We start from the raw sequence: 21,595 nt of genomic DNA, 5'->3' as shown, positions 1-21,595 counted from the left end.
GAGATGTATTGTTGCAGGTTGTCTGAAAAGCGGAGGGCAGCGCCCTCCATGTGTTAATCGATTTTGCTCAGCAGGTAGCGGTATTGCTCGCCGTCAGGGACAAATTCCAGCCGATGGGTGATGCAGGACGGGGCATCTTCAGCATGGTGGGACACAAACAGCAGCTGGGTTTCACCTTCGCTAATCAGGACATCCACAAAGCGGCGGATCAGCTGACGGTTGAGCGGATCCAGCCCCTGCAACGGTTCGTCAAGAATCAGCAGCGTAGGGTGCTTGACCAGCGCGCGGACGATCAATGCCAGCCGCTGCTGCCCCCACGACAGGCTGTGGAATGGCGCATCGGCGACCCGGTTATCCATACCCAGAATATCCAGCCACTGCTGCGCCAGCTTGTGCTGCTTGTCGGATACCGCCTGATAAATACCAATGGAGTCGAAGAAGCCAGAGAGGATCACGTTTCGCACCGTGGTGCTCACCCGGTAGTCCAGATGCAGGCTGCTGCTGACATAGCCGATGTGCTTTTTGATATCCCAGATGGTTTCCCCGCTGCCGCGGCGACGGCCGAACAGGGTGAGATCGTTGCTGTATCCCTGCGGGTGATCCCCGGTGATCAGGCTCAGCAGCGTGGATTTACCCGCCCCGTTGGGGCCGACGATCTGCCAGTGCTCACCAGGATTAACCGTCCAGCTGAGGTGATTAAGAATAGGGCGATCGTCGTAAGCAACCACCCCATCGCGCAGCACAATGCGCGGCTGGTCAGGCTCCAGCCCGTGGCGTGCTGAAGGCGCATCCGGCTCCGGCAGGGCAATACCGTCCAGTTTCTCGCTGTGGGCCAGCTGCGCAATCAGCGCCTGCCGAAGCAGTACGGCTTTCTCGCCGGTTTCGGTCAGGCTACAGTCCGCCAGCACGCCCGCATAATGTACGAAATCCGGGATCTCATCAAAGCGGTTAAGAACCAGCACAAGCGTGTATCCCTGCTGGTTAAGCGACGCCAGCAACGCTGCCAGCTGCGCGCGGGACTGCACATCCAGTCCGTCAAACGGTTCATCCAGGATCAGGAGTTCCGGCTCGCTCATCAGCGCCTGACACAGCAGCGTTTTGCGCGTTTCACCGGTTGAAAGGTATTTAAAGCGGCGATTAAGCAGGGCGGTAATGCCAAATTGCTCCGCCAGCTGCTGACAGCGGGCAGGATCTTTTATCTCATCCTGGATAATTTCCGCCGTCGTGCGGCCGGTATCTTCTTCGCCGGGGCTGAGCAAATCGGTATTGTTACGCTGCCACTCATCGCTGACCAGCTTTTGCAGCTGTTCGAAGGAAAGGCGCGTCAGCCGGGTAAAGGTGCACCGACGTTCACCCTTCAGTTGGGTTAATTCGCCTGCCAGAGCGCGGGCCAGCGCGGATTTTCCGCTGCCATTCGTGCCCACAAATGCCCAGCTTTCTCCGGCGCGAAGGGTTAACTCTGGCAGCGATAGGGTACGGGTATCACTAAGACGAAACGTGCCTTGCGAAATATGCAATGATGACATGTGTTATCCCATTTTTTGCAGCAACAGATGTCAGGGATACTCAGTGTAAGCAGGGTTGTCAATGCGCTTAGCACAATGTGGCGATAATTACCCTGTCTGCATTGAAATATGCGGTCACCACAGCACCTTCGTCTAATTCGGTCGCGTCGTTCACCGGAACGGTGGCGCAGAGCAACTGTCCATCCGGCAGGGTCATCAGCACTTCACATTGTTCTGCGCCGCGCTCGATGTGGCTGATACGCCCGCGTAGCTGGTTGTCGGCCTCTGCGGCCTGCTCAGGGTTGAGTGCGATGCTGATCCAGGGCGCTTTGAGTAATACCAGCACCTCCTGACCTTCGTTCAGCCCAAGGCGTTGACCACTTTGCGCGGTGATGGCGGCTTTCAGGCGCGTCGTACCGTCCGCGAGCAGGATCTCTATATGCTCCTGCACCTGCGAATGATCGCGCCCCGTCACCGTACCAAACCACTGGTTGCGGGCGCTGGTCTGCAAAGAGAAACGGGAGATGGCGCCCAGCAGGCTGTCCAGCGGCAGGTTGTCGTCATCGCTCAGCACATCAAATGCTTTTTGCTGGATCTGCGCCAGTAAATCGTAGAGCTGGATCAGACGTTGCCCATAACGCGTCAACACGGCGCCGCCGCCGCCTTTCCCGCCGGTGGCGCGCTCAACCAGCGTATGTTCGCTCAGGGTGTTCATGTCGTTAATCGCATCCCAGGCGCTTTTATAGCTGATGCCGGTGTTTTTGGCTCCCTGGCTAATCGAGCCAGTTTGTTCTATTTGTTTTAACAGGGCGATGCGTCGCGGATCGGCGAAAAGCTTCTGCTGAAGTCGTAGGGTGAGGAGAATTTCGGCCTGCATAACAGTGTCCCGGCAAAAAGGCTATTGTGACCCAAATGCCCGGGGGCGGAAAGCGCACCGCACAAAAGGGGATGTTTTTCTTACTTTTCAGGGTAGAATAAGCCGTTCACAAGATCTGGAGAAAACCATGTTAGAGTTGTTGAAAAGTCTGGTATTCGCGGTAATCATGGTGCCAGTAGTGATGGCTATCATCCTCGGTGCCATCTACGGCCTGGGTGAAGTGTTCAACGTCTTTTCGAACATTGGTCATCGTCGTGACCAGCCTAAAAAGCAGCAATGATTTCCTCCAAAACGCCCGGCCAGCCCGGGCGTTTTGCTCTCAAGTTTATTCCTCTCCCGCCGATATCTTTTACAACGTTCCTTGAGTTTACGCATTAATGGGTACGATTTAGCGCTAGGAACGCCTGCGATATGTCGTTATATTTATTTGTATATAACGACACGCACAGGAGCTTCAAATGGCACGTTCATGGGTACGCCTTTTCGCAGGGGCAACGCTGACTCTCTCACTCACCGCCCACGCACTGGCGGATGAAGGAAAAATCACGGTCTTTGCGGCGGCGTCGCTGACTAACGCGATGCAGGATATTGCTGCGGTATACAAAAAAGAGAAAAACGTCGAGGTGGTCTCGTCGTTTGCCTCCTCATCCACGCTGGCCCGCCAGATTGAAGCGGGGGCGCCCGCGGATCTGTTCATCTCTGCCGATCAGAAATGGATGGATTACGCGGTGGAGAAAAAAGCTGTTGATACGGCTACCCGCGAAACGCTGCTGGGAAATAGCCTGGTGGTGGTCGCGCCCGCAAACAGCAAGCAGGACGACATCGCCATCAACAAACAGACGGACTGGACCCGGCTGCTCAACGGTGGCCGTCTGGCGGTAGGCGATCCGGAGCATGTTCCTGCCGGGATTTATGCGAAAGAAGCGCTACAAAAACTGGGCGCGTGGGAGACCTTATCGCCGAAGCTGGCTCCCGCAGAAGATGTGCGTGGCGCGCTGGCGCTGGTGGAGCGTAACGAAGCGCCACTCGGGATCGTTTACGGCTCCGATGCCGTCGCCAGTAAAGGTGTGAAGGTGGTAGGCACCTTCCCGGAAGACTCGCATAAGAAAGTGGAATATCCTGTTGCGATAGTTGATGGACATAAAAATGCGAGCGTGACGGCCTTCGTTGACTACCTGAAGGGGCCGGAAGCGTCCGCGATCTTTAAACGTTACGGATTTACGACTCACGAATGATATTGACCGAACCTGAATGGCAGGCCGTGCTGCTGAGCCTGAAAGTCTCTTCCCTGGCGGTTGCGCTGAGTTTGCCCTTTGGGGTGTTCTTTGCCTGGTTACTGGTTCGCGTGAAGTTTCCAGGCAAAGCCCTGCTCGACAGTGTTCTCCATCTTCCGCTTGTCTTACCGCCTGTGGTGGTCGGATATCTGCTGCTGATCTCCATGGGTCGACGCGGCTTTATCGGCGAATGGCTGTACGACTGGTTCGGCCTGACCTTTGCTTTCAGCTGGCGCGGCGCGGTTCTGGCCGCGGCGGTGATGTCCTTCCCGCTGATGGTGCGCGCTATCCGTCTGGCGCTGGAAGGGGTGGATACTCGGTTAGAACAGGCCGCCCGCACGCTGGGCGCAGGCCGCTGGCGGGTATTCCTGACCATTACGCTTCCGCTGACGTTACCGGGCATTATCGTCGGTACGGTGTTAGCCTTCGCCCGCTCGCTGGGTGAGTTTGGCGCGACCATCACCTTTGTGTCGAACATTCCCGGCGAGACGCGGACCATCCCGTCGGCCATGTATACCCTGATTCAGACCCCAGGCGGCGAAGGTGCGGCGGCCCGGCTGTGTATTATTTCAATTGTGCTCGCTCTGGTCTCGCTGCTGGTGTCTGAGTGGCTGGCGCGCCTCAGCCGTGAACGGATGGGGAAACCGTGATGCTGGAACTCAACTTTACGCAAACCCTGGGCAGCCACACGCTGACGCTGAACGAAACGCTGCCTGCCAGCGGTATCACCGCCATTTTTGGCGTGTCCGGGGCGGGGAAAACGTCGCTGATTAATGCGATTAGCGGCCTGACGCGTCCCCAGTCTGGCCGTATTGTGTTAAATAACCGCGTCTTGAATGACGCGGAGAAGAAGGTCTGCCTGTCACCGGACAAACGTCGCATCGGCTATGTGTTTCAGGATGCGCGCCTGTTCCCGCACTACAGCGTACGCGGGAACCTGCGTTACGGCATGGCAAAAAGCATGGCCGGACAGTTCGATAAGCTGGTGGCGCTGCTGGGCATCGAACCGCTGCTGGATCGTCTGCCGTCGTCGCTGTCGGGTGGTGAAAAACAGCGCGTGGCGATTGGCCGCGCCCTGTTAACCGCGCCGGAACTGTTGCTGCTGGATGAGCCGCTGGCCTCGCTGGATATTCCGCGCAAGCGCGAGCTGCTGCCGTATCTGCAACGTCTGGCGCGGGAAATCAACGTGCCCATGCTCTACGTCAGCCATTCGCTGGATGAGATCTTACATCTGGCCGACAAAGTGCTGGTGCTGGAAGCGGGCAGGGTGAAGGCATTCGGCAATCTGGAGGAGGTGTGGGGCAGCAGCGTTATGCATCCATGGCTGCCAAAGGAGCAGCAGAGCAGCATTCTGAAGGTGAGCGTGCTGGAGCACCATCCGCACTACGCGATGACTGCGCTGGCGCTGGGCGATCAGCATTTGTGGGTGAATAAAATCGATACGCCGATTCAGTCCACGTTACGGATCCGCATTCAGGCGTCGGATGTCTCTCTGGTCCTGCAACCGCCGCTGCAAACCAGTATCCGCAATATTTTGCGCGCAAAAGTAGCGCAGTGTTTTGATGATAACGGCCAGGTGGAAGTGCAGCTGGAAGTGGGCAGCAGAACGCTGTGGGCGCGCATCAGCCCGTGGGCCAGGGATGAGCTGGGCATCAAGCCTGGCCTGTGGCTTTACGCGCAAATCAAGAGCGTCTCCATCACCGCCTGATTACAGCAGGTGGGTATAAATATACTGCGCGATGCTGTCGGTGGTGTTATCGCCAATCACCACGTCAGCGCGCGCTTTCACCGCGTCATCGGCATTACCCATCGCCACGCCCGTTCCGGACGCTTCCAGCATGCTGATGTCGTTATAGTTATCGCCGAAGGCAATTACGTCCTGCATTGATCCGCCCTGCGATTCAACGAACTGGGTCAGACGCTTTCCTTTGCTGTTGCCTTTGCGGGCGATATCCACCTGATCGTGCCAGGACCATTCACATTCCAGACCCAACGTATGCTCGACATGTTTTGCGAAAGTATTCAGTTTGGCGGTGTCTTCATCGGTCAGGGCAAATTTCCAGATTGCGTCGACGTCTTCCGCGGCCTGGCGCAGGGAGGAAACCTGAGTGAACACCGGACGCTGCGCTTCCGGCAGAGACAGAGCCCAGTTGCTGGTGCGGATCACATGGCCGGTAGGGCGTTCATACACCATGGCGTTGTCCACATACATCAGGCCGTGAATGGCATGCTCATCCAGTAAATCAATCAATTGCAGCGCCTGCGTAACGGGAAGCGGATCGGAGGCTAAAACCTTTTTTGCCTGATAATCATACAAATAGGTGCCATTACAACAAATTGCAGGTGTATCTAAGCCCAGTGCCTGATAAAAAGGATGAATGGCTACGTGATGTCTACCCGTTACGATGAGAAGTTGATACCCCGCTTCCTGGGCTCGTTTGAGGGCCTCAAGAGAAGAGGGGAGCAGGGTTTTCTGAGGGGTAAGCAGTGTTCCGTCTAAATCCAGGGCAATCACTCGCGAGGTCATTTTTTCTTCCGGGTTAATGTTGAATTTAAGGTCTGTCGGGATGGTACACCGAGAGCGGAACCCTGCAAAATCCCGGACTACAATTCAGCATTCACCGTTAAAAATAATCAGGAGTATTCATGAAACAAACCGTTTATACCGCCAGTCCTGAAAGTCAGCAGATCCATGTCTGGCGTTTGAATACAGAAGGTTCGCTTACGCTGGTTCAGGTTGTTGATGTGCCAGGCCAGGTGCAGCCGATGGTCGTCAGCCCGGATAAACGTTTTCTTTATGTCGGCGTACGCCCGGAATTCCGCGTGCTGGCATACCGCATCTCCCCGGACGACGGCGCGCTGACCTATACCGCAGAAGCCCCGCTGCCGGGCAGCCCGACCCATATTTCCACTGACCATAAAGGCAACTTTATCTTCAGCGGCTCCTACAATGCAGGCTGCGTGAGCGTCACCCGCCTGGAAGACGGTATTCCCGTTGAAACCGTCGACGTGGTAGAAGGGCTCGAAGGTTGCCACTCCGCCAACATTTCGCCGGACAACCGCACGCTGTGGGTGCCAGCGCTTAAGCAGGACCGCATCTGCCTGTTCACCCTGAGCGATGACGGCCATCTGGTCGCGCAGAGCCCGGCGGAAGTCACCACCGTGGAAGGCGCAGGCCCGCGCCACATGGTCTTCCACCCGAATCAGCAGTATGCCTATGTCGTTAACGAGCTGAACAGCTCGGTAGACGTGTGGGAACTGAACGATCCTAATGGACAGATCGAGTGCGTACAGACGCTGGACATGATGCCATCTGATTTCTCCGACACACGCTGGGCGGCAGACATTCACATTACGCCGGATGGCCGTCACCTGTATGCCTGTGACCGTACCTCCAGTCTGATCACCATCTTCAGCGTCTCTGAAGACGGCAGCGTTCTGGCAGTTGAAGGCTTCCAGCCGACAGAAACCCAGCCGCGCGGCTTTAATGTCGATCACAGCGGCAAATACCTGATTGCGGCGGGGCAGAAATCCCACCACATTGCGCTCTATGAAATCCAGGGCGTGCAGGGTCTACTGGAAGAGAAAGGACGCTATGCGGTCGGACAAGGGCCGATGTGGGTTGTGATTAACGCTCATTGATCCGTAGACGAAAAAAAACCTCGCAAATGCGAGGTTTTTTTATGCGCGGTTAATGCATGAGGTAGGCCGGGTAAGGCGCAGCCGCCACCCGGCAGCAGGCATTTTACTGCTTCGGCTCAGCAACCACTTTGCTACCCAGACCGCGGTTGTTATATTCCCACATGCGGTTAAAGTTAGCGTCATTCAGGTTACGCTGCACGTTGTCTTTCTCATCCACCGTGCCGGTGTTGCCGGAGAAAGGACGTTTCGAGATCGCCGCATCCGCCCACGGTTTTGCCATGTTAAAGCCTTCGTTAATCACGCTGTCGCGGATCACGACCTGGCCGTTAGTGGCGGAGTCCACGTCCAGCGAGCGACCAAGCTGCGCCACGCCATCGCCAGCAGCAGTAAAGCGGCTATTCACGGCCAGGAAGCCATAGAACAGGTTAGACTGCGTGGCCGGGGCAAAGACGTAACCTTCCTGCTGCGTACGTGAATTCACCACGCGAAAGTCGGTGTTATCAAATACCACCGCGCCGCGGCCAGAGACCATATCCACGTCGCCTTCAATGTAGCTGTTGGTGACCAGAGTACGCGTCAGACGGTTGTTCTGAAGGGTATTCTGCACGCCGCTGTTGGTCACGAAGAAGGTGTTCTGGCGGCCCAGGATATTGACGTTGTTAATCTGTACCTTGTCGCCATCGCTACGCAGCGCCACGGCCTGATGATTACCTGCGTCAACGCTGTCGCCCAGGGTGTTCTGAATGGTCAGGTTCTGCAATTGCAGGCCATTGTTCTGTGACCAGAATACCGCCGAACACATCACGCCAATGGTGGCGGCACGCTTGCGCTGGCAGTTATCAAACATATACCACGCCGGTTTACCTGGCATGTATTTACCGGCCGGGTTCACCAGATGGCGCCAGGTGGTGCTGTCGATCTCTGAATCAATCGCCAGGCCAATTTTTACGTCGACCGCTTTTTCGCCCAGGCCGTAAAGCGTAATGCTTCCCGGTGCCGCCGGAACATAAACGGTTCCTTCGTATTCACCCGGCAGGATGGCAATGTACTGACGAGATGCGCTGTGTTTGGTAATTGCGGCATCAACGGCTGCCTGAATAGAGGTGTGTGTAACGCCCTCTGCCCCGGCCGGGCCGACAACGAAGTCTGGCTGTTTCGGCAGGTTAATAGAAGAAGGCGTCCACGGGGCTGCATTGGGATCCATCGCCGAGAAATAGTGCGCACGGGTGAAGTTCTTCGCTTCAGCCGCTGACAGGATCGGACGGGAAGCGGTGCCCGGAGCAACCTGCTCAGAAGGTTGCTGATCCGGTGGTGTTGAACTGCAAGCGGATAAAGTCACGCCAAAGGCGAGTGCCAACGCCAGACGGGAAATCCTGGAAATATTCAAGGTAATGCTCCTGGGTATGCAAGTCTTATCTGGATAGACGAAATAGCCTGCTTTTTTATACTAAGTTGAGCGAAACGGGAAGATAAAAACCGGAAAAGTTGCATTTTTGCCCGCAGGCGACGGGAAAGTCATCACAAATAAATAACATTTTCCCCCAATGCGGTTGACAGCAGGCGGCAGATGAAAATAAATGTCTATACAACCCATGACAAGTGGAAGGCACATGCAGCAGCTTCATCCCGATGATGTGATATGGCGAAATGCGCGACTGGCAACCCTGGCGACAGGTGAGGCGGAGCCCTACGGCCTGAGAGAACAACATGCCCTCGTTGTGCGCGGCCAGACGATTCTGGCCGTTATTCCTGAATCCGGGATCCCCTCCGGGCATCGTCAGTGTGTCGATCTCGACGGGCGTCTGGTTACCCCCGGCCTGATCGATTGCCACACCCATCTGGTGTTCGGCGGCGATCGCGCAGCGGAATGGGAGCAACGGCTTAACGGCGTGTCATATCAGACCATTAGCGCGCAGGGCGGCGGAATTAACGCCACGGTCACGGCCACCCGCAACAGTTCGCCGGAAACGCTCCTGACGGTGGCGCAGCAGCGACTCCAGCGGCTGATGAATGAAGGCGTAACGACCGTTGAAATCAAATCGGGATACGGACTGAATGCCGAAGCCGAAGAGAAAATGCTGCTGGTTGCCCGCCAGCTCAGCCTGAATAATCTGGTCGATATCAGCCCGACGCTGCTGGCCGCGCACGCCGTTCCTGCCGAGTACCGACAGGATCCGGATGCCTATCTGGCGCTGGTCTGTGAGCAGATCATGCCCACGCTGTGGCAAAAAGAGTTATTTGAAGCGGTGGACGTGTTTTGTGAAAACGTCGGCTTTACCCCGGCGCAAACCGAGCGCCTGTTCCGGGCCGCCGCCGCGCTCGGGATCCCGGTAAAAGGGCATGTAGAACAACTGTCGAATCTCGGCGGCGCGGCGCTGGTCAGCCAGTATAAAGGGCTGTCGGCCGATCATATTGAGTATCTTGATGATGAAGGTATTCAGGCGATGGCGCAAAGCGGCACGGTGGCGGTATTGCTCCCCGGCGCGTTCTATTTTCTTCAGGAGCGCCAGCGTCCACCGGTGGCGCAGCTGAGAGAGCAGGGCGTGCCGATGGCGGTGGCTACCGACTACAATCCGGGCACCAGCCCGTTTGCCAGCCTGCATCTGGCAATGAACATGGCCTGCGTCCAGTTTGGCCTCACGCCGGAAGAGGCCTGGGCTGGCGTGACGCGGCATGCGGCGCAGGCGCTAGGACGTGGTGCGACGCACGGGCAGTTAAAGCCCGGTTATGTGGCTGATTTCGTCGTCTGGGAGGCGAATCATCCGGTTGAGATGGTTTACGAGCCGGGGCGGAATCCTATGTATCAACGCGTGTTTCGGGGGCAGGTAGCATGAAACTGTGGCATCCCGTCTCACCGCAGGTCTGGCAGGGTCGTGACGACAGCGCCGAGTCCAGCACCGCGAAACGTCTCTTCCAGACCATACAGCAGCGCGAACACTTTTCTCCCGCGCCGTCAGGCATCGCCCTGCTGGGCTTTGAATGTGATGAAGGGGTTAAGCGTAACCAGGGCAGGCCCGGTGCTGCACAGGCGCCCGATGTGTTGCGTGGCGCGCTGGCGAATATGGCGAGCCATCAGGGGCATGCGCGCCTCGTGGATATGGGCGCTATTTATGTTGAAGGCCACGCGCTGGAGGCGGCACAGCAGGCGCTGAGCGAGGCCATAACCGCGTGCCAGCAATCCGGGATGCGTACTCTGGTTTTCGGTGGTGGACATGAAACCGCCTGGGCGCACGGGCGCGGCGTGCTGGACGCCTTTCCGAACGATCGCCTTGCGGTGATCAACCTGGATGCGCACCTCGATTTACGCAAGGCCGAACGGGCAACGTCCGGCACGCCGTTCCGCCAGCTGGCGCACTACTGCGCGTCTCAGTCGCGGGTGTTTCACTACGCCTGCCTGGGGGTAAGCCGTGCGGCGAATACTCAGGCGCTGTGGGAGGAAGCTGAGCGGTTGAACGTGACGCTGGTTGAAGATCTCGATTTTCGCCGGGATGCGCTATCCGCGCTGGATAGCGTGCTTGCGCAGGCAGACCGGGTTTATCTCACCGTTGACCTTGATGTGCTGCCTGCCGCAGAAATGCCCGCCGTGTCCGCCCCTGCGGCGTTGGGGATCCCGGCGCTGGATCTGTTCCCGGTGATTGAGCGTATCTGCCGAAGCGGTAAACTACAGGCGGCGGATCTGGTGGAATTCAATCCGCACTACGATCGGGACGGTCAGGGCGCTAAGCTCGCCGCCCGACTGGCCTGGCAAATTGCTCACTGGTGGGCATAACAACATTCAAGGAGTCATGATGTTTTCACGCTCGCCCCTGCCGCAGCCGAGCCCTCCCGCGCCTTTTTACGAAAAGGTGAAGCAGGCGATCAGCGAAAAAATCGCCGCCGGCGTCTGGCGCCCGCACGACCGCATTCCGTCCGAGGCCGAGCTGGTGGCGCAGTTTGGCTTTAGCCGAATGACCATCAACCGCGCACTGCGTGAACTGACCGATGAAGGGTTGCTGGTGCGTTTGCAGGGTGTCGGAACCTTTGTCGCCGAGCCAAAAGGACAGTCGGCGCTGTTTGAAATCCGCAGCATTGCCGATGAAATTGCCGCCCGCAACCATCAGCACCACTGCGAGGTGCTGGTGCTTGAAGAGACGCAGGCCAGCGCCGAACAAGCCATCGAGCTGAACGTTACCGAGGGCACCCGGATTTTCCATTCGGTGATGGTGCATTATGAGAACGACATTCCGGTCCAGATTGAAGATCGCTGCGTCAACGCGGAGCGGATACCGGATTACCTGAGCCAGGATTACACCCAAACCACACCGCATGCGTATCTCTCGCTCGTCGCCCCGCTGACGGAAGGGGAGCATATCGTGGAAGCCGTGCGCGCCACGCCGCAGGAGTGCGAGCTGTTGCGTATTAAAGAGCACGATCCCTGTCTGCTGATCCGCCGTCGTACCTGGTCGTCCTCGCAAATTGTGTCGCATGCGAAGCTGCTATTCCCGGGGAATCGCTACCGGTTGCAGGGCCACTTTATGTCATAAGTTTTATAAGCGTGATCGCTAACGCAATATAGCAAAATTGTATCTTTTTTGTTAAATCCGACCTTGTGTGTGCTTGTCTATACAAGTATATCTAAATGCATCACCTGTCCCTTATGAGGAACACACAATGTCGTCAGATAAATACCGCAAGCAGGATGTCCGCGCCGCGCGCGGCACCACGCTCACCGCAAAAAGCTGGCTCACCGAAGCACCGCTGCGCATGTTGATGAACAACCTTGATCCTGAGGTAGCAGAAAATCCCCACGAGCTGGTGGTCTATGGCGGCATTGGCCGCGCCGCGCGCAACTGGGCGTGCTATGACGCGATTGTTGAGTCTTTGACGAATCTCGAAAACGACGAAACGCTGCTGGTGCAATCCGGCAAACCGGTTGGCGTATTCAAAACCCATAAAAATGCGCCCCGCGTGCTGATTGCCAACTCCAACCTGGTGCCGCACTGGGCAACGTGGGAACACTTCAACGAGCTGGACGCAAAAGGGCTGGCCATGTACGGCCAGATGACCGCGGGTAGCTGGATCTACATCGGCAGCCAGGGGATTGTGCAGGGCACGTATGAAACCTTCGTGGAAGCGGGCCGTCAGCACTATAACGGATCACTGAAAGGCCGCTGGGTTCTCACCGCCGGACTGGGCGGCATGGGCGGCGCGCAGCCGCTGGCCGCGACGCTGGCGGGCGCGTGCTCCCTGAACATTGAGTGCCAGCAGAGCCGCATCGATTTCCGTCTGCGTACCCGCTATGTCGATGAACAGGCCGACAACCTCGATGACGCGCTGGCGCGCATCAAAAAGTACACCGCTGAAGGCAAAGCCGTTTCGGTTGCCCTGTGCGGCAACGCGGCGGATATTCTGCCGGAACTGGTGGCGCGCGGCGTGCGTCCGGACCTGGTCACCGACCAGACCAGCGCTCACGATCCGCTCCACGGCTATCTGCCAAAAGGCTGGACGTGGGAAGACTACCAGCAAAAAGCGGAAACCGATCCTGAGGGCACGGTACTGGCGGCCAAACGCGCCATGGCGGAACACGTCTCCGCGATGCTGGCCTTCAGTAAGATGGGTATTCCGACCTTTGATTACGGGAATAACATCCGCCAGATGGCGAAAGAGATGGGGGTGACTAACGCCTTTGACTTCCCCGGCTTCGTGCCCGCCTATATTCGTCCTCTGTTCTGCCGCGGCATTGGGCCATTCCGCTGGGTTGCCCTGTCCGGCGACCCGGAGGATATCTACAAAACCGACGCCAGAGTGAAAGAGATTGTCGCCGATGACGAACACCTGCATCGCTGGCTGGATATGGCGCGCGAACGCATTAACTTCCAGGGCCTGCCGGCGCGTATCTGCTGGGTCGGGCTGGAGTGGCGGCAAAAACTCGGCCTCGCCTTTAACGAAATGGTGCGCAGCGGCGAAGTCTCCGCGCCGATCGTCATTGGCCGCGACCACCTGGACTCCGGCTCTGTCGCCAGTCCGAACCGTGAAACCGAAGCCATGCGCGACGGCTCGGATGCGGTCTCCGACTGGCCGCTGCTGAATGCCCTGCTGAACACCGCCAGCGGCGCGACCTGGGTGTCGCTGCACCACGGCGGCGGCGTCGGGATGGGCTTCTCCCAGCACTCCGGGATGGTCATCGTCTGTGACGGAACTGATGAAGCGGCCGCGCGTATCGCTCGCGTGCTGCACAACGACCCGGCAACCGGCGTGATGCGTCACGCGGATGCGGGTTACGAGATTGCCATTGATTGTGCCAAAGAGCAGGGCCTGAACCTGCCGATGATCCCCGCCACACAAGGAAAGCCTGCATGAACGCGTTAACACTTACTCCCGGCTCGCTGACGCTCAAACAGCTGCGTCACGTCTGGCGTCATCCGGTGACACTCTCCCTTGATGAAAGCGCCCACCGTGCCATTAACGACAGCGTGGCCTGCGTGGAGGCGATTGTGGCGGAGGGGCGCACCGCCTACGGCATCAACACCGGGTTTGGCCTGCTGGCGCAGACCCGCATCGCCACGCACGATCTGGAGAATTTACAGCGTTCGCTGGTGCTGTCGCACGCGGCGGGGGTTGGCCAGCCGCTGGACGATGAGATCGTCCGCCTGATGATGGTGTTGAAAATCAACAGCCTGGCGCGTGGGTTTTCCGGCATTCGTCTGAGCGTGATCCAGGCGCTGATGGCGCTGGTCAATGCGGAAGTTTATCCGTGGATCCCGGCGAAGGGCTCCGTCGGCGCCTCCGGCGATCTGGCGCCGCTGGCGCATATGTCGCTGCTCCTGCTGGGTGAAGGCCAGGCGCGCTGGCAAGGGGAGTGGCTGCCTGCGAAAGAGGCGCTGAAAAAAGCTGGCTTAACGCCGATCACCCTCGCGGCAAAAGAGGGGCTGGCGCTGCTCAACGGCACGCAGGCGTCGACCGCTTTCGCGCTGCGCGGTCTGTTTGAAGCGGAAGATCTGTTCGCCTCGGCGGTGGTGTGCGGTGCACTGACCACTGAGGCGGTGCTCGGCTCGCGTCGTCCGTTCGATGCCCGCATCCACGAGGTGCGCGGCCAGCGCGGGCAGATTGATGCCGCTGCCATGTACCGCCACGTACTTACCGATACCAGCGACATTGCCGATTCGCATCACAACTGTGAGAAGGTGCAGGATCCGTATTCCCTGCGCTGCCAGCCGCAGGTGATGGGCGCATGCCTGACGCAGCTGCGCCAGGCGGCAGAAGTGCTGCTGGTGGAGGCCAATGCGGTGTCCGATAACCCACTGGTATTTGCTCAGGAAAACGAGGTGGTTTCTGGCGGTAACTTCCACGCCGAGCCGGTGGCGATGGCCGCAGATAATATCGCCCTGGCGATTGCCGAAATCGGGGCGTTGTCTGAGCGTCGAATCGCGCTGATGATGGATAAGCACATGTCCCAGCTGCCGCCATTCCTGGTGCGCAACGGCGGCGTGAACTCGGGCTTCATGATAGCCCAGGTCACCGCCGCGGCACTGGCAAGCGAGAACAAAGCCCTGTCGCATCCGCACAGCGTGGACAGCCTGCCAACCTCAGCCAACCAGGAAGATCACGTTTCGATGGCCCCGGCTGCCGGGCGTCGCCTCTGGGAGATGGCCTCTAACACCCGCGGCGTGCTGGCGGTGGAGTGGCTGGCGGCGTGTCAGGGTATTGATTTGCGCGAAGGGCTAAAATCCAGCCCGCTGCTGGAGCAGGCGCGCCAGGAACTGCGCGAGCACGTTACGCACTACGATGACGACCGCTTCTTTGCGCCGGATATTGATAAGGCGATGCAGCTTCTGGAGGAAGGTCGGCTGGTGGGGCTGTTACCTTCGGTGCTGTGATTTTTACCCTCACCCTAACCCTCTCCCACAGGGAGAGGGAATTGTTAGGTTTTCTCCCTCTCCCTGCGGGAGAGGGCCGGGGTGAGGGTATCAGCCCGCACGATTACGAATACATCGCCGTAATCGACGCGCTGCCCAGCGAATGGAAATGCACGTTAAAGCCTACCATCGCGCCGCTCGCCCCTTCGTCGACCTCAATCTTGTCCACATCCAGCGCGTGCACGGTGAAGATATAGCGGTGCGTTTCCCCTTTTGGCGGCGCCGCGCCGCCGTAGCCCGCTTTGCCAAAGTCAGTGCGCGTCTGAATCGCACCGTCAGGCAGAGCAACCAGATCGGAACCGGAGCCCTGCGGCAGCACGCGCGTGTCGGCGGGCAGGTTTGCCACGATCCAGTGCCACCAGCCCGACCCGGTTGGCGCATCCGGATCGTAGCAGGTCACGACAAAACTTTTGGTTCCCGCTGGCACATCGTCCCACGCCAGATGGGGAGAGATATTATCCCCCTGATAACCCATCCCGTTAAACACGTGACGTTCCGGCAGCTTTTCGCCGTCGCGCAAATCTTTACTGATGATTTTCATCCGATTTCCCTCGTTACTCACTCATTCAGAAAGTGTAACGCATGGGGTTAAATCGCGAAATGCGCTGAAGTGTTAACGGCTTCAACCACTGCCCCGGTCAGCTTGCGGAGCTGATCCGCAGAAATGCTGTACGGCGGCATGAGGTAAATCAGCTTACCGAAAGGTCGCACCCACACGCCCTGGTAAACGAAGAAGCGCTGCAACGCGGCCATGTTCACCTGATGCGTTGTCTCGATTACCCCGATGGCGCCCAGTACGCGGACGTCCGCGACGTATTCCGCCTCCGCCGCCGCGCTTAACTGCTGCTTCAGCTGCGCCTCAATCGCCGCCACCTGCGTCTGCCATGCGCCGCTTTCCAGAATGGCGAGGCTTTCGCTTGCCACGGCGCAGGCCAGCGGGTTGCCCATAAACGTCGGGCCGTGCATAAAGCAGCCCGCGTCGCCGTCGCTGATGGTATCGGCAACCTGGCGGGTGGTAAGCGTGGCGGAGAGCGTCATGGTGCCGCCGGTGAGCGCTTTCCCCAGGCACAAAATATCCGGCGCGATCCCCGCATGCTCGCAGGCGAACAGCTTTCCGGTGCGGCCAAAGCCGGTGGCGATCTCATCGGCAATCAGCAGGATCCCTTCGCGGTCGCACATCTTGCGAATGCGCTTCAGCCACTCGGGATGGTACATCCGCATTCCGCCCGCGCCCTGCACAATCGGTTCGAGAATAACGGCGGCAATCTCGTGGCGATGGGCCGCCATCAGCCGCGCGAAGCCCACCATGTCCATCTCGTCCCATTCGCCGTCGAAGCGGCTCTGCGGGGCTGGCGCAAACAGGTTTTCCGGCAGATAGCCTTTCCACAGGCTGTGCATGGAGTTGTCCGGATCACATACCGACATCGCGCCGAAAGTGTCGCCGTGATAGCCGTTGCGGAAGGTAAGGAACCGCTGGCGCGTTTCGCCCTTCGCATGCCAGTACTGCAACGCCATTTTCATCGCCACTTCCACGGCCACCGAGCCGGAGTCGGCCAGGAAAACGCACTCCAGCGATTCAGGCGTCATCGCTACCAGGCGACGGCATAAATCCACCGCGGGCTGATGCGTGATCCCGCCAAACATCACGTGTGACATCTGGTCAATCTGCGCTTTCATCGCCGCGTTCAGTCGCGGGTGGTTGTAGCCATGGATCGCCGCCCACCAGGAGGACATCCCGTCAACAAGCCGCTCGCCGCTGGCAAGATGCAGCTCGCAGCCGTGGGCCGAGGCTACCGGATAGACGGGAAGGGGGCGGGTCGTGGAGGTGTAAGGGTGCCAGATATGCTGCTTGTCGAAGGCGAGATCGTCCTGGGTCATAATCGACTTGTAAACCATTTTGAAAAGTTTTAGGTTTACAAGTATAAACCGAACCGACAATTAACAAAACCCTTTGGAGAAGCCCGATGGCTCACCACGCACGCTGGACGATGTCGCAAGTCACTGAATTATTCAACAAACCTTTCCTGGAGCTGATGTTTGAGGCGCAACAGGTGCACCGCCAGCACTTCGATCCGCGTCATGTTCAGGTCAGCACGCTGCTGTCGATCAAAACCGGGGCTTGCCCGGAAGACTGCAAATATTGCCCGCAAAGCGCGCGCTATAAAACCGGTCTCGAATCCGAGCGCCTGATGGAAGTCGAGCAGGTGCTCGACTCCGCGCGCAAGGCCAAAAACGCTGGCTCGACCCGCTTCTGCATGGGCGCGGCGTGGAAAAATCCACATGACCGCGACATGCCCTATCTGGAGCAGATGGTGAAGGGGGTGAAGGCGATGGGGCTTGAAGCCTGCATGACCCTGGGCACGCTGAACGAGGAGCAGGCGCAGCGTCTCTCGGCGGCGGGGCTGGATTACTACAACCACAACCTCGATACTTCGCCGGAGTTTTACGGCAACATCATCACCACGCGCACCTATCAGGAGCGTCTGGACACGCTGGATAAAGTGCGTGATGCGGGGATCAAGGTCTGTTCCGGCGGGATCGTGGGACTGGGCGAGACGGTAAAAGATCGTGCCGGCCTGCTGTTACAGCTGGCAAACCTGCCGACCCCGCCGGAAAGCGTGCCCATCAACATGCTGGTGAAGGTAAAAGGGACGCCGCTGGCGGATAACGAGGACGTGGATGCCTTCGATTTCATCCGCACCATCGCGGTGGCGCGCATCATGATGCCGACCTCTTACGTTCGCCTCTCCGCCGGTCGCGAGCAGATGAGCGAGCAGACCCAGGCGATGTGCTTCATGGCCGGGGCCAACTCCATCTTCTACGGCTGCAAACTGCTGACCACGCCAAACCCGGAAGAGGACAAAGATGTCCAGCTGTTCCGCAAGCTGGGGCTGAACCCACACCAGACCGAGGTACAGGCGGGGGATAACGAGCAACAGCAGCAGCTGGAGCAGCAGATTTTTAACGCCGACACCGACCAGTTCTACAACGCGGCAGCCGTATGACCTGGCAGGCACGTATCAGGACCGCGCTCGACGAGCGGCGGGCGGCGGATGCGTTTCGGGTGCGCAGGGTAGTGGAAAACGGTGCAGGCCGTTTTCTCTCCCGGGAAGGAGAGCGGTTCTGTAATTTCTCCAGCAACGATTATCTGGGCCTGAGCCAGCACCCGCAGATCGTTCGCGCCTGGCAGCAGGGCGCGGATCGTTACGGCGTGGGCAGCGGTGGCTCCGGGCACGTCAGCGGCTACACCACGGCGCATCAGGCGCTGGAGGAAGAGCTGGCCGACTGGCTGGGCTACCCGCGGGCGCTGCTGTTTATCTCCGGTTTTGCCGCGAATCAGGCGGTGATTACCGCCCTGATGGGCAAAGACGACCGCATCATCGCGGACCGCCTGAGCCACGCGTCCCTGCTTGAAGCGGCCAGTCTCAGCCCGGCGCAGCTGCGGCGTTTTGCCCATAACGATGCCTCTCAGCTGAACGTCCTGCTGGGTAAACCCTGTTCAGGGCTTCAGCTGGCGGTGACGGAAGGGGTATTCAGCATGGACGGCGACAGCGCGCCGCTTGCCACTTTGCATGACGTCGCAAAACAGCAGAACGCCTGGCTGCTGGTCGACGATGCCCACGGCATTGGCGTCACCGGCGAGGAGGGGCGCGGAAGCGCGCACCAGCAACGCGTCAGGCCGGAACTGCTGGTGGTCACCTTCGGCAAAGGCTTCGGCGTCAGCGGCGCCGCGGTGTTGTGCAGCGAGCCGGTGGCCGATTACCTGGTGCAGTTCGCCCGGCACCTGATCTACAGCACCAGCATGCCCCCGGCGCAGGCCGTGGCGCTCTCTGCGTCGCTTGCGGTGATCCGCGGCGAAGACGGCGCTGAACGCCGGGCGCGCCTGGCCGACCATATTCAGCGTTTTCGCCGGGGGGTAAGCGCACTGCCTTACCGGCTTACCGACTCGCACAGCGCCATTCAGCCCGTGATTGTGGGTGAAAACCATCGGGCGCTGATGCTGGCACAGGCGCTACGAGAGCGGGGGCAGTGGGTCACGGCGATCCGCCCACCCACCGTGCCGCCAGGCACCGCGCGCTTGCGTCTGACGCTCACGGCAGCGCACGAGCCGCAGGATATCGATACGCTTCTGGAGGCACTGTATGTCTCCTGTCAATAAACAGGCCGTTGCCGCCGCGTTTGGCCGGGCAGCGCAAAGCTATTCACAGCACGATGAGCTGCAACGCCTGAGCGCCCGCGGGCTGCTGGCCGCGCTCGGTGAGGGGCGTTTTGCGCAGGTGCTCGACGCTGGCTGCGGGCCTGGCGGCAATAGCCGCTACTGGCGCGCAACGGGTAGCCACGTCACGGCGCTGGATTTATCCGCGCAGATGCTGGATGAGGCCCGCCAGCAGCAGTCAGCAGACCGTTATCTGGTGGCCGATATCGAGGCCATCCCGCTGGAGGATGCGCTGTTTGACCTTGTCTGGAGCCATCTGGCGGTGCAGTGGTGCGCCAGCCTGCCGCAGGCCCTACGCGAGCTATACCGCGTGGCGCGGCCCGGCGGAGCGGTGGCCTTTACCACCCTGCTGGAAAGTTCGTTGCCAGAGCTGAATCAGGCGTGGAGGGCAGTGGATGCACAGCCGCACGTCAACCGGTTTCTCTCGCACGAACAGGTCACTCAGGCGCTGGCAGGCTGGCGCTATCGCAGCGTGGTCCAGACCGTCACCCTCGAATTTAGCGATGCGTTAAGCGCCATGCGATCGCTTAAGGGCATAGGCGCGACGCACCTGCACGCCGGACGGGAGAAGAAACCCCTTACCCGCGGCCAACTCCAGCGTCTCGAGCTGGCCTGGCCGCAGGAGCGGGGCCGGTTCCCGCTCTCTTATCATCTTTTTCATGGGATTATTGAACGTGACTGAACGTTATTTTGTTACCGGCACGGACACTGAAGTCGGTAAAACGGTTGCCAGCGCCGCGCTGTTGCAGGCGGCGCGTCTGCTGGGGAAAACTACGGCCGGGTATAAGCCCGTAGCCTCCGGCAGCGAGATGACGCCGGAAGGCTTACGTAATACCGATGCGCTGGCGCTACAGCGTAACAGCAGCCTTACGCTGGCCTATTCTGCGGTGAACCCCTATACCTTTGCTGAACCCACCTCGCCGCACATCGTCAGCGTCGATGAAGATCGTCCGATTGATTTTTCGGTGCTCTCTTCCGGGTTACGCGTCCTGGAAACGCAGGCCGACTGGGTGCTGGTGGAGGGGGCTGGCGGCTGGTTTACCCCGCTGTCCGACGAGCAGACATTTGCTGACTGGGTGCAGGCCGAGCAGCTTCCGGTCATTCTGGTGGTTGGCGTGAAGCTTGGCTGTATCAATCACGCCATGCTGACCGCCCAGGCCGTGCAGCAGGCCGGGTTGCGTCTGGCAGGGTGGATTGCCAATGACGTGGTAGCGCCGGGTAAACGTCATGCTGAGTATCTGGCGACGCTGAAGCGGGTGCTGCCTGCGCCGTTTCTCGGCGAGATCCCGTGGCTTGCCGACGGCGCAGAGCAGGCGGAAACCGGACGCTATCTCGACCTCAGCGCCTTATGTCCCGCGCCATCCAGTGCGCAATAAGGTCGTCATCCAGCTCGTTAACGTGGCCCTGTGCCACGTTACGCCCGCGATAGAGCATGCAGAAACGATCCGCTACCCGGCGGATAAACGACAGCTGTTGCTCCGCTAACAGCACCGTCATTCCCAGCTCCCGATTCAGCCGCACCAGCAGCTGCCCCAGCCTGCGCGCGAAACCGTGCCCTGCGCCATGCATGGGCTCATCCAGAATCAGCACGCGCGGACGATTAACCAGCGCACTGGCGAGGGCCAGCTGATACTGGTCGTCAGGGGACAGCGCAGAGGCACGGCTCTGTCGCAGCGGAAAAAGCTCCGGAAACAGGGCATACACGTCACTTTTTGATGCCGGGTCGGGTTTCCCCGTCGCCCGCATAGCGATATGCAGATTTTCATCGACGGTCAGCTGGGAAAATATTCGCCGATCCTGCGGGACGTAGCCTATCGTCGGCGGCGCCGGGAATGCTGACGCAGGGTTGAGCAAGTTATGCGGCGGCGCGCCAGCCTCATGCCAGATGATGGTGCCGCTCTCGACGGGCACCTTTCCGGTAATGCAGTTCATAAGCGTGGATTTGCCCATGCCAGGCAGGCCAACAATGCCCGTACAGATGCCTTGCGGGAAATCGATATTCACGTTCCATAGCGTATGTTGGCTTCCGTAAAACTGATTTACAGCACGCAGACTCAACATCTTTCTCTCCTTAAAAATGTGTGGGGTGATGCACAGAGTGATGTCTGCAAAACGCCTGCCAGGAACTTCATAATGATTAAAAAAAGGCCATTTTTAGGAATAACTCACTATCAAAAGCTGAACGT

The 21,595-nt window shown here is 59.1% G+C and carries 21 protein-coding genes; 14 read left to right on the top strand and 7 right to left on the bottom strand.

The genetic code is table 11. The features are described from left to right. Positions 1-53 precede the first annotated feature (53 nt). Both modF and modE read right to left on the bottom strand, forming a co-directional pair. The gene (gene modF / locus SK62_RS14310; protein WP_017384953.1) at positions 54-1,526 is read right to left on the bottom strand and encodes a molybdate ABC transporter ATP-binding protein ModF; all 1,473 of its coding nucleotides are present in this window, start codon (positions 1,524-1,526) and stop codon (positions 54-56) included. A 67-nt stretch (positions 1,527-1,593) separates the two neighbouring features. Continuing rightward, a complete protein-coding gene (gene modE / locus SK62_RS14305) occupies positions 1,594-2,382 on the bottom strand; it encodes a molybdenum-dependent transcriptional regulator (protein WP_047053052.1) in 789 nt (262 codons plus the stop codon). Between the two features lie 127 nt (positions 2,383-2,509). Between modE and SK62_RS14300 the strand changes: the two genes are divergently transcribed. From SK62_RS14300 to modC, 4 genes are all read left to right on the top strand, one after another. Next, positions 2,510-2,662 carry an AcrZ family multidrug efflux pump-associated protein gene (locus tag SK62_RS14300; protein ID WP_003858549.1) on the top strand — a complete coding sequence of 51 codons (153 nt, stop codon included), beginning with the start codon at positions 2,510-2,512 and terminating at the stop codon, positions 2,660-2,662. Positions 2,663-2,840: 178 nt separating this feature from the next. Next, the gene (modA, locus tag SK62_RS14295; protein ID WP_047718612.1) at positions 2,841-3,617 is read left to right on the top strand and encodes a molybdate ABC transporter substrate-binding protein; all 777 of its coding nucleotides are present in this window, start codon (positions 2,841-2,843) and stop codon (positions 3,615-3,617) included. Then, positions 3,614-4,306 carry a molybdate ABC transporter permease subunit gene (gene modB / locus SK62_RS14290; protein ID WP_015571097.1) on the top strand — a complete coding sequence of 231 codons (693 nt, stop codon included), beginning with the start codon at positions 3,614-3,616 and terminating at the stop codon, positions 4,304-4,306. The genes modA and modB overlap by 4 nt, the downstream gene beginning before the upstream one ends. After that, on the top strand, positions 4,306-5,364 hold the full coding sequence (gene modC, locus SK62_RS14285) for a molybdenum ABC transporter ATP-binding protein ModC (RefSeq protein ID WP_023303318.1): 1,059 nt from the start codon (positions 4,306-4,308) through the stop codon (positions 5,362-5,364). Before modB ends, modC begins: the two co-directional genes overlap by 1 nt. Here the strand turns inward: modC and SK62_RS14280 are convergent, their stop codons facing one another. Then, positions 5,365-6,183, bottom strand: a complete 819-nt coding sequence (locus SK62_RS14280) for a pyridoxal phosphatase (protein ID WP_017384949.1) — start codon at positions 6,181-6,183, stop codon at positions 5,365-5,367. It lies immediately after the preceding gene. Between the two features lie 119 nt (positions 6,184-6,302). On the opposite strand from SK62_RS14280, the gene pgl reads away from it, so the two are divergent. Continuing rightward, positions 6,303-7,298, top strand: a complete 996-nt coding sequence (gene pgl, locus SK62_RS14275; RefSeq protein ID WP_015571095.1) for a 6-phosphogluconolactonase — start codon at positions 6,303-6,305, stop codon at positions 7,296-7,298. 103 nt (positions 7,299-7,401) lie between these two features. Here the strand turns inward: pgl and SK62_RS14270 are convergent, their stop codons facing one another. After that, entirely contained in the window at positions 7,402-8,685 is a 1,284-nt protein-coding gene (locus SK62_RS14270) for a putative acyl-CoA thioester hydrolase (protein WP_023296146.1), read from the bottom strand. 223 nt (positions 8,686-8,908) lie between these two features. Between SK62_RS14270 and hutI the strand changes: the two genes are divergently transcribed. The 5 genes from hutI (at position 8,909) to hutH (ending at position 15,154) form a co-directional block, all read left to right on the top strand. After that, a complete protein-coding gene (gene hutI / locus SK62_RS14265; protein ID WP_047718611.1) occupies positions 8,909-10,132 on the top strand; it encodes an imidazolonepropionase in 1,224 nt (407 codons plus the stop codon). After that, positions 10,129-11,067, top strand: a complete 939-nt coding sequence (gene hutG, locus SK62_RS14260) for a formimidoylglutamase (protein ID WP_015571092.1) — start codon at positions 10,129-10,131, stop codon at positions 11,065-11,067. Before hutI ends, hutG begins: the two co-directional genes overlap by 4 nt. Before the next feature lie 19 nt (positions 11,068-11,086). Then, entirely contained in the window at positions 11,087-11,821 is a 735-nt protein-coding gene (locus tag SK62_RS14255) for a histidine utilization repressor (protein WP_017384945.1), read from the top strand. Positions 11,822-11,948: 127 nt separating this feature from the next. Beyond that, entirely contained in the window at positions 11,949-13,637 is a 1,689-nt protein-coding gene (gene hutU, locus SK62_RS14250; RefSeq protein WP_032671286.1) for a urocanate hydratase, read from the top strand. Then, entirely contained in the window at positions 13,634-15,154 is a 1,521-nt protein-coding gene (gene hutH, locus SK62_RS14245) for a histidine ammonia-lyase (RefSeq protein ID WP_023303326.1), read from the top strand. The genes hutU and hutH overlap by 4 nt, the downstream gene beginning before the upstream one ends. A gap of 103 nt (positions 15,155-15,257) precedes the next feature. Here the strand turns inward: hutH and SK62_RS14240 are convergent, their stop codons facing one another. Together SK62_RS14240 and bioA are read right to left on the bottom strand one after the other, a co-directional pair. After that, a complete protein-coding gene (locus tag SK62_RS14240; protein ID WP_003858531.1) occupies positions 15,258-15,734 on the bottom strand; it encodes a kinase inhibitor in 477 nt (158 codons plus the stop codon). Positions 15,735-15,781: 47 nt separating this feature from the next. Further along, a complete protein-coding gene (bioA, locus tag SK62_RS14235; RefSeq protein WP_047718610.1) occupies positions 15,782-17,089 on the bottom strand; it encodes an adenosylmethionine--8-amino-7-oxononanoate transaminase in 1,308 nt (435 codons plus the stop codon). A gap of 68 nt (positions 17,090-17,157) precedes the next feature. On the opposite strand from bioA, the gene bioB reads away from it, so the two are divergent. From bioB to bioD, 4 genes are read left to right on the top strand one after another with little or no spacing between them, the layout of a single operon-like run. After that, the gene (gene bioB / locus SK62_RS14230) at positions 17,158-18,198 is read left to right on the top strand and encodes a biotin synthase BioB (RefSeq protein ID WP_017694116.1); all 1,041 of its coding nucleotides are present in this window, start codon (positions 17,158-17,160) and stop codon (positions 18,196-18,198) included. Then, positions 18,195-19,352 carry an 8-amino-7-oxononanoate synthase gene (gene bioF / locus SK62_RS14225; RefSeq protein WP_032670302.1) on the top strand — a complete coding sequence of 386 codons (1,158 nt, stop codon included), beginning with the start codon at positions 18,195-18,197 and terminating at the stop codon, positions 19,350-19,352. Before bioB ends, bioF begins: the two co-directional genes overlap by 4 nt. Then, the gene (gene bioC / locus SK62_RS14220) at positions 19,336-20,091 is read left to right on the top strand and encodes a malonyl-ACP O-methyltransferase BioC (protein WP_045343742.1); all 756 of its coding nucleotides are present in this window, start codon (positions 19,336-19,338) and stop codon (positions 20,089-20,091) included. The genes bioF and bioC overlap by 17 nt, the downstream gene beginning before the upstream one ends. Further along, a complete protein-coding gene (bioD, locus tag SK62_RS14215) occupies positions 20,084-20,785 on the top strand; it encodes a dethiobiotin synthase (RefSeq protein WP_023303329.1) in 702 nt (233 codons plus the stop codon). Before bioC ends, bioD begins: the two co-directional genes overlap by 8 nt. Here the strand turns inward: bioD and SK62_RS14210 are convergent. After that, positions 20,748-21,470: an ABC transporter ATP-binding protein gene (locus SK62_RS14210; protein ID WP_045142380.1), complete on the bottom strand. Its 723-nt coding sequence runs from the start codon at positions 21,468-21,470 to the stop codon at positions 20,748-20,750. The genes bioD and SK62_RS14210 overlap by 38 nt on opposite strands. Positions 21,471-21,595 lie beyond the last annotated feature (125 nt).

It is taken from the genome of Enterobacter sp. BIDMC109 (assembly GCF_001037885.1).
Classification (GTDB): domain Bacteria; phylum Pseudomonadota; class Gammaproteobacteria; order Enterobacterales; family Enterobacteriaceae; genus Enterobacter; species Enterobacter hormaechei_C.
Note: the sequence above shows the minus strand (reverse complement) of the source record. Positions and strands in the feature narration are given on the sequence as shown.